The sequence below is a fragment of the Frateuria sp. genome (assembly GCF_035944355.1).
In the GTDB taxonomy this organism is placed as follows: Bacteria; Pseudomonadota; Gammaproteobacteria; order Xanthomonadales; family Rhodanobacteraceae; genus Frateuria_A.
Genome location: NZ_DASZBH010000006.1, coordinates 75,300 through 82,268, shown reverse-complemented (window position 1 = coordinate 82,268; position 6,969 = coordinate 75,300). Strand labels below are relative to the sequence as shown.

10 protein-coding genes are annotated in these 6,969 nt (G+C 60.6%); 7 read left to right on the top strand and 3 right to left on the bottom strand.

The annotated features are described in order from the left end of the window. From VGU03_RS03440 to VGU03_RS03430, 3 genes are all read left to right on the top strand, one after another. Positions 1-114: IS3 family transposase (locus VGU03_RS03440; protein ID WP_327478489.1), on the top strand; the 114-nt coding region annotated here is incomplete at its 5' end. A 77-nt stretch (positions 115-191) separates the two neighbouring features. Next, the gene (locus VGU03_RS03435; protein WP_327478673.1) at positions 192-377 is read left to right on the top strand and encodes a hypothetical protein; all 186 of its coding nucleotides are present in this window, start codon (positions 192-194) and stop codon (positions 375-377) included. Positions 378-381: 4 nt separating this feature from the next. Then, positions 382-990 carry an RHS repeat-associated core domain-containing protein gene (locus VGU03_RS03430; protein WP_327478671.1) on the top strand — a complete coding sequence of 203 codons (609 nt, stop codon included), beginning with the start codon at positions 382-384 and terminating at the stop codon, positions 988-990. Positions 991-1,388: 398 nt separating this feature from the next. Here the strand turns inward: VGU03_RS03430 and VGU03_RS03425 are convergent, their stop codons facing one another. Continuing rightward, complete coding sequence (locus VGU03_RS03425) at positions 1,389-2,384, bottom strand: hypothetical protein (RefSeq protein ID WP_327478669.1); 996 nt, start codon at positions 2,382-2,384, stop codon at positions 1,389-1,391. A gap of 177 nt (positions 2,385-2,561) precedes the next feature. Between VGU03_RS03425 and VGU03_RS03420 the strand changes: the two genes are divergently transcribed. The 3 genes from VGU03_RS03420 to istB all read left to right on the top strand — a co-directional run bounded on the left by VGU03_RS03420 (position 2,562) and on the right by istB (position 5,367). Continuing rightward, positions 2,562-2,849: a hypothetical protein gene (locus tag VGU03_RS03420; RefSeq protein ID WP_327478667.1), complete on the top strand. Its 288-nt coding sequence runs from the start codon at positions 2,562-2,564 to the stop codon at positions 2,847-2,849. Positions 2,850-3,082: 233 nt separating this feature from the next. Further along, positions 3,083-4,621, top strand: coding sequence for an IS21 family transposase (istA, locus tag VGU03_RS03415; RefSeq protein WP_327478666.1), 1,539 nt, complete (start codon positions 3,083-3,085; stop codon positions 4,619-4,621). Further along, positions 4,618-5,367, top strand: a complete 750-nt coding sequence (istB, locus tag VGU03_RS03410) for an IS21-like element helper ATPase IstB (RefSeq protein ID WP_327478664.1) — start codon at positions 4,618-4,620, stop codon at positions 5,365-5,367. Before istA ends, istB begins: the two co-directional genes overlap by 4 nt. A gap of 187 nt (positions 5,368-5,554) precedes the next feature. Here istB and VGU03_RS03405 read toward each other — a convergent pair whose 3' ends face one another. Both VGU03_RS03405 and VGU03_RS03400 read right to left on the bottom strand, forming a co-directional pair. Continuing rightward, positions 5,555-5,830, bottom strand: a complete 276-nt coding sequence (locus VGU03_RS03405) for a hypothetical protein (protein ID WP_327478662.1) — start codon at positions 5,828-5,830, stop codon at positions 5,555-5,557. Between the two features lie 11 nt (positions 5,831-5,841). Beyond that, entirely contained in the window at positions 5,842-6,018 is a 177-nt protein-coding gene (locus VGU03_RS03400) for a hypothetical protein (protein ID WP_327478660.1), read from the bottom strand. A gap of 212 nt (positions 6,019-6,230) precedes the next feature. Between VGU03_RS03400 and VGU03_RS03395 the strand changes: the two genes are divergently transcribed. After that, on the top strand, positions 6,231-6,965 hold the full coding sequence (locus tag VGU03_RS03395) for a hypothetical protein (protein ID WP_327478658.1): 735 nt from the start codon (positions 6,231-6,233) through the stop codon (positions 6,963-6,965). Positions 6,966-6,969: the final 4 nt, after the last annotated feature.

The window sequence follows — 6,969 nt, the reverse complement described above, 5'->3', positions numbered from 1 at the left end:
GCCGACGTGTTCGACTACATCGAGATGTTCTACAACCCCAAACGCCGCCACGGTTCAAACGGCGACCTGTCGCCTGTAGAGTTCGAACGGCGCTACGCGCAACGAGGGTCCTGAGTGTCTACGGAACCCTGGGCGATTCATCCTTGTTGATGCGGGGTAGTGCGTATTATCACCTGTTGCAGATACGCTACTTGAGCCGCTATGCGCGTCCTGAAGACATTCCTGCGGATGAACAGTCCGACTACGAGATGCTTAGCCGGAATAACCTGATGCTGTTCCAGAAGGCCGAGCGCCTGGGATGGAGAGAGCCGACGCCTGAGGAAAACGCGGCGTATTTGAAAAAAGTCCAGAACATCAAGGCGAACCAAGGAGGATGAGTCGATGAAAGCAGCACTTATGGGCCTGGCGGCCCTGTGTTTAGGACTGGTCAGCCATCGTGCAGATGGGCGCTACTTGGAGTCAGACCCACTCGGCCTAGTGGCGGGCACCAACACTTATACCTATGTCATCAACAATCCGCTTAGCGCGATTGATCCACAGGGCCTGGATGCACTGGTCATTACCGGTGGCATGAAGAGCTTTACCAATCCGTTTGGTCATGTGGCCAATGCGGTAACAGGTGCAGGCGTTTTCTCTTACGGCAACAACACAAACCTAGGGAGCAACGTTCTAGCTTATCTTCAGAGCCAGGCGGCGTCGCGCAATCAAGTCGTGACGTATATCCCTACATCGCCCGCGCAGGACGCGCAAATGCTTGCCTTTTATGCACTGCATCCCGGTAGAAACAGCGTCGGAATTATCGATAACTGTGCGGCGCGCACCAGCCAGGCCTTGAATGTGGGTGGAGTGTCTGCACCAAACACGCATTTCCCGTTTCCCTTATCGGGCGGTGTTGGCGAACTTCCAGGCACACAGCAGTTCTTCATCCCGCAAGGCGGCCCGATCCCTCAAGCGCTGCTCGATATTCTTCCCAGCTTCGAGCCGCGCTGATGGACAAACGAAATAGACCCTTGAAGGTGGCTTGGATTCTCATCGTTGCCCCATTCCTTTACGTGTCCACATGCAGCATGCGCTCTCACAATAATAATGTGGCATTTGAAAAAATTAGTATCGGTAATTCGAAGCAGCAAGTTTTAGTAATTATGGGAACACCTTCGGTGCGAGAGAGCAGTGCAGGGCCGGCCTTTCTCAGATATGCAAGCAGTGCATGCAAGTCACCGTGCGTAGAGCGCTTCTGGTATGAAAATAAAATGAGTATGGTCGGAGAAGCTTGGTCGGTAGAGTTTGACGCTAACGCTAGAGTGACGGATAAGGCCTATTGGGTTTTTCCTTGAGAAACAGTTGTTGCATACCTCGGCTCGAGCCGTCGATGGAGGATAGATGACTGACTATCCTCCTAATTCAGGCCAGCAGGCGTCGGGGTTGCTCATGTACGCCACCCAGTCGTCCATGAACGGCCGCTTGGCCCAATCTGGCTTAGTGATGTAGTCGAGCGCCTTCCATCGCGCGTACTCGTCTTTCTGGAAGATTCCGTACCGCTCTGGATCGCCTCGAAGCTCTTCGGTGGGTTCGGTGGGCATTCGCAGAGCGAAAAGCAGGTCGAAACCGTAATTGCCACGCATGAGCTTGAGGCGTTCGCGCACCCAGCTTTTCCAATCCGGAGCGAGTCGTCCCATGTCTTCCCATACCAGGCACTGACTGCGAAGGATGTGCTCATAGAGATATATCGGAGCGCTCTTGATGGCGACCCGTTCGCCTTCGTGGTGCACATGGTCCAGCAGGGCATCACCCGCCAAGGCCGCCATGGCTGCCAGAAGGTTGATGAAGGGCAGTGTTGAGCCTATGAGCAGTAAAACCGCCCAAAACGATTGAGCGCAACTGTAAGCCAGCGCTTGATTGTCCTCTGCCTGAGCCTCCCGCAACAGCAACGCAGTCGCGGCTAACGCCTCGAAGCTGCCCAGACCCTCAAGGCGCCGTAGCAGGCGGCGCGATGTTTTTTCGCGGCGCACCATGATTTCACTGGCCATGGGCCGGGATTGATAGAGGACGCGCTGTACGTCCGCACCCAATCCGGCCAACCAACGTGATCGGTTTACCGCCAAGTCGTGCCTGGGGTCGAGGATCTCCCAGTACACATGCTCAAGCAGCGCCTTGCTCTTGGGGAAATGGAGCTCGGCACGCTCGACCAAGTCGCTGCGCGGCACATGCTTGCCCTGAGCGTAGCGCGCCATCCGATGGCGATGAGACAACACGCCCTCCGCATTGCGGCCAAAGCCATCACCGATCAGTTGCTTCTCCAGCGCGTAGTAGGTGGCTCCATGGGACAGCTGGCGAATCCATTGGAACCAGAGCTGGACCCGCTGCTGGTCGATACAACGGCGCAAGGTTGATCGCCCCCGATCCCGCCGCTCATTTTCGCACCTGTCTGCGCAAATCACCGGATTCTTTCCATTTCAATGGCTTAAAGCTCAGCATAGGGTAAAAACGAGGGGGCGATTTACCGGCTACCCTCTGGCGTTCTTGCGCTCTAGCATCGGTCGTGACCCGACGTGACCGAGCCCATGACCGTCCCTCAGCACCCGCCGCTGATCGATCTGCTGGAACGCGATCTCTTGGTGCGCTTCGGCGCGCCACTGATCGGTGGCGAGGATCTGCGCTTGTCGCTCGGTTATCCCTCGGCAGAGGCCCTCAGGCAGGCCATCTCACGCGGAACGGTGCCCGTGCCGGTGTTCGCGGTGCCGCACCGGAGAGGAAAATTCGCGCTTGTCCGGGATATTGCCACGTGGTTGGCCACATTGCGGCAAGGTGCCGTTAGCCCCGCAGGAACGCAGGAGGTGCCTATGCGTTAGCGCTCATACGTCCAGCCTTCTTACTGCGGAGCGCCAGACGCGAAGGCCCGGGAGCTTACGACTCCCGGGCCTTCAAGGTGCGATGGATGCGAACCCCATCGGCGCCTAATGTCCTCCTCCCGCCTCGACCGGTCAAGCCCCTCGCCTCGCTCCAAGCAGGGCGGGTTGGATTACGTCGCGCCCGCTGACATCCCGTCACCGCCCTTCGGCGGGGATGCAACCTCGGAGTCAGCATGTCTTCTTCTCTCAAGGAAATCCTGCGCCTTGCTCTGACCACGACGTGGTCCAACCGCCAGGTCGGCCGCGTTGTCGGTAGGTCGGCGAATACCGTGGCGCGCTATCGCCGCCTGGCAAGCGACCAGTCCCTCACGTGGGCCGACCTCTCTGAGCGCTCTCTCGATGAGCTGGACGCCCTCTTCAATCGCGCTTTGCGCCGCACTGTGGAAAAGGAGCACCCCGATTGGGCGTGGGTCCACGATCAGATGCAACACCGCGGAATGACGCGCACGCTGCTGTGGGAAGAGTATCGCCGGGCGTGCCCCGAGCATGCTTTGGCTTATTCCCAGTTCTCGCACCATTACCGCGCGTATATCCGCAAGCTTCACCCGGTGATGCGGCAGCATCATTCGCCAGGCGAGCGCGTCTTCGTGGACTTCTCCGGTCGCCGTCCCTTCTATGTGGACCCCGTGACCGGCGAACGCATCGTGGTGGAGCTGTTTATCGGGGTCTTGGGCTATTCCAACTACGTGTTCGCGGTTGCTTGCCCTAGCCAGCAGGTGCCGCAGTGGATCAAGGCCCATGTATTGATGTTCGACGCCTTTGGCGGCGCTCCTCGGGTCATTGTCCCCGACAACCTGCGCAGTGCGGTAACGCGGCCAGGTCAGCATCCCATTATCCACCGTACCTATCAGGAGATGGCGAGCCACTACGGCAGCGTCGTGCTACCAGCCCGCGCCCGACGGCCGAAAGACAAAGCCAAGGTCGAAGGGAGCGTGTTGATCGTGCAGCGCTGGGTGTTGCTTCGCCTGCGCCACCGTACGTTCTTCTCCCTGACCGAGCTCAATCAGGCCATTGCGGAGCTCGTGGTGGAACTGAACCGGCGTCCCTTTAAGAAGCTGGAAGGCTCTCGCATCGAACGGTTCGAAGCGGATGAATCTGCGGTACTTCAAGCTTTGCCGGCCGTGCTGTACGAGCACGGTGAATGGACCTCCGCGCAAACGGTGCCTGCCGACTATCACGTCCGGCTTGGCAAGCACTGGTACTCGGTGCCGTTCACGTACATTGGCTGTGCGGTGGAAGGGCGCCTCTCGGCCGATGCAGTGGAGATCTACTGCAACGGTATCCGGATCGCCAGCCATCGCCGCGGGATTGCCGACGGCACGACCACCGATCCGAGCCATCTGCCGAAACACCATGCGATGTATGCCGAGCGTACGCCTGAGCACTTTGTCAGGTGGGCTGTGGGTATCGGTCCTGCCACAACGGATTTCGTACAGCGCCAATTCCAGCGAGCCCACCCCGGGCTGGGCTTGCCTTGCTGTGATCGGCTGCAGGCGTTGGCACGAAAGCATGGTGCTGCAGAGCTTGAGGCCGCCGTGCAGCGGGCACTGGATATTCGTTCCCCCTCAGAAAAGACCGTGCGTGCCCTGTTGGCCAGCGGCCGGCATCGCAGCAGGCCCGATAGCCAGGACGAGCCGGGCGCCGCACTTCCCGAGCACCGCAATATTCGTGGTAGCGCCTATTTCGCACAGACAAAGGAGACCATCGCATGAGCCGGCAGCACACCCTTAACGCCTTGCGGGAACTGAAGCTCGAGGGCATGGCCGCTGCCTTGGAGCGTCAGCATGCTAGCCCATCGCTCCAGGACAGCCCCTTTGACGATCGCCTTGCCGTTTTGGTCGATAGCGAGCGGGCAGCACGCGAGAACCGACGCCTCGCGCGACTGCTAAAACAAGCACGCCTCAAGGTGGAAGCGTGCGCCGAGGACATCGACTACCGGGCGGGGCGTGGTATCGACAAGCAACAGGTCCAAGGGTTGCTTGATTGTGACTGGATCACGCAGCACCAGAACCTGATCATCACCGGACCGACCGGCGTAGGAAAGACTTGGCTGGCGTGTGCGCTCGCGCATCAAGGAGCGCGACGCGGCCTCCCGGTGGCATATCGGCGGCTTCCTCGCCTTCTAGAAGAGCTGGAGATCGCACGCGAGGCAGGCAATCTCACGGCGGTCCGCACACAGCTCGCCAGGACCAAGCTGTTGGTGCTGGACGACTGGGGTGTCAGTCCGTTGGGGCGACGCGCCCGGCAAGATCTGCTGGAGGTCATCGACGACCGCGTCGGTAGCGGCTCGGTTGCCATCACTTCGCAGCTACCGATTACTGAATGGCATGCGTATCTGGGCGAGCCGACAATCGCCGATGCCATCCTCGATCGCCTCGTTCACAGCGCACACCGGATTCAGCTCCAGGGAGAGTCGATGCGCAAGCTCAACAGTCGGGGAACGACCCGGCGAGATTGAGGCTCAGGTAGCGGCTAGGGACGAGCCGCATGCTCAGGAGCAGCAGCGTGCTCAGCAGCAGCGATGTGGTCAGCGCTCATTGGATTCGGTGCTCAACGTGACCGGAATCCGCAAGCGAGGAAGGCATCCTCGGCGCGGACATCGTTCCTGGCGGCCTCGAGAAGCTGTCGCAACTGCTGGGTGGACGTCACGGGTTTCCCGCCCGCTTGGAGGCCTGGTCCAGCATGCCTTCGAGCCGCGCGACAACCTGAGCGGCGTCCGTGTAGCGGCCGGTGCGCTTGGCAGTTTCGGCGGCCGCCAATCCCTTGGCCACGAAGTCGCGTCGCCGCTGACGGCGGTCGACCTGGACACGCACTGAGGTCTCGATAAAAGCCATCAGGCTCTCGCCCTCGTCCAGCACGGCTTCCGCTGCTCGTAGCAGTTCGGCGTTCAGTTGCCCCACGGGCTGATGCATGGGTGGCATGGGTTCACTCCTTACTCGTAGTCCAGGTCGTCAGGATCGACGCTGTGGTAGACGTCGGCCGCGCCGTCAAGAAACATGATGCGGATGTTGGCCGCGCCGCTATCGGGATGAACCACACTGAGCACTTCGGCCGGCGCCAGCCACCGGTCCGTGCCGTACTTGGTCTTGTTGACTATTTGAACCCGCATCCCGGGCCGGACCTCATCGCGCTCCATCTACCCTCCTCGATCTCATCACGCCGGCCCTTGAGGCCCTTGGCGGCCGGTTATATGCTGGTGCGGTAGCCACGTCACGCTGAACCTGCTGCCGGGTTAAACGACGCGCTTTCGCTCTTCATGGACCGGACCTACTTCCTTCGGTCGATGCGTAATCGGCAGACATCGATCTGGAGCAAGTAGTCATGCGTCCGTTCTTTGTTACGTCCGCTTCCGTTCGTCATCTCAAGGGTCTGCTGGCTCGGCCAGGCAGCAGCCTAGCAACCGTACCTTCTTCTCACCTCAGCGAGGCGCTGGCGGCCGGTCTCGGCTGCAGGACACACGCCGCGTTGCGCGCACAGCTTGCGACGAGCCCTGTGGCAGAGGTCATCGTGCCCGATACCGCGGCATGCAAACGCCGGCTGGCGGAACTCGGGTATAGCCACGCGGCCGCGCGATGGCCTGGCTTTCCGGACATGCTCGCCCGACGCGGTGACCCCATTCCCACGTACAAGGGCACGCGGGTCCGAGCGTGGCGCAACATGATGATCGCAGGCATCAACGCGGCCCTGGCCCAGCGGTTGGTCGGCTATGGCCCTGAGGATAACTGGTGGTGCGATCATGACGATTCCGCGGGCCAATTTGACTTCGAGTTTCCGGGTGGCATCCCGGCCCGGGGTTGCCTTAGCGATGCGGGTTTTGGCGAGTTGCGGGTCAGCGTCTTGCTCTACCCGAAGAAAGACGTGCGCATGTCCGACACCGGGAGCGGCTTTCGCGATGGCAGTGCGTTTGCGTCCGGGTGGCTGGAAAGGAACCTTGGCGTCTGGCTGCAGGCAGGAGGCCGACCCATGTTGGAGTGCCGGCAGCACCTGCTCACACCTGTGGCGGATGCCGTGGTCACCCCCCAAGGCTTTGGTGACCGTGGTCGCTTCATGATGTAGCCGC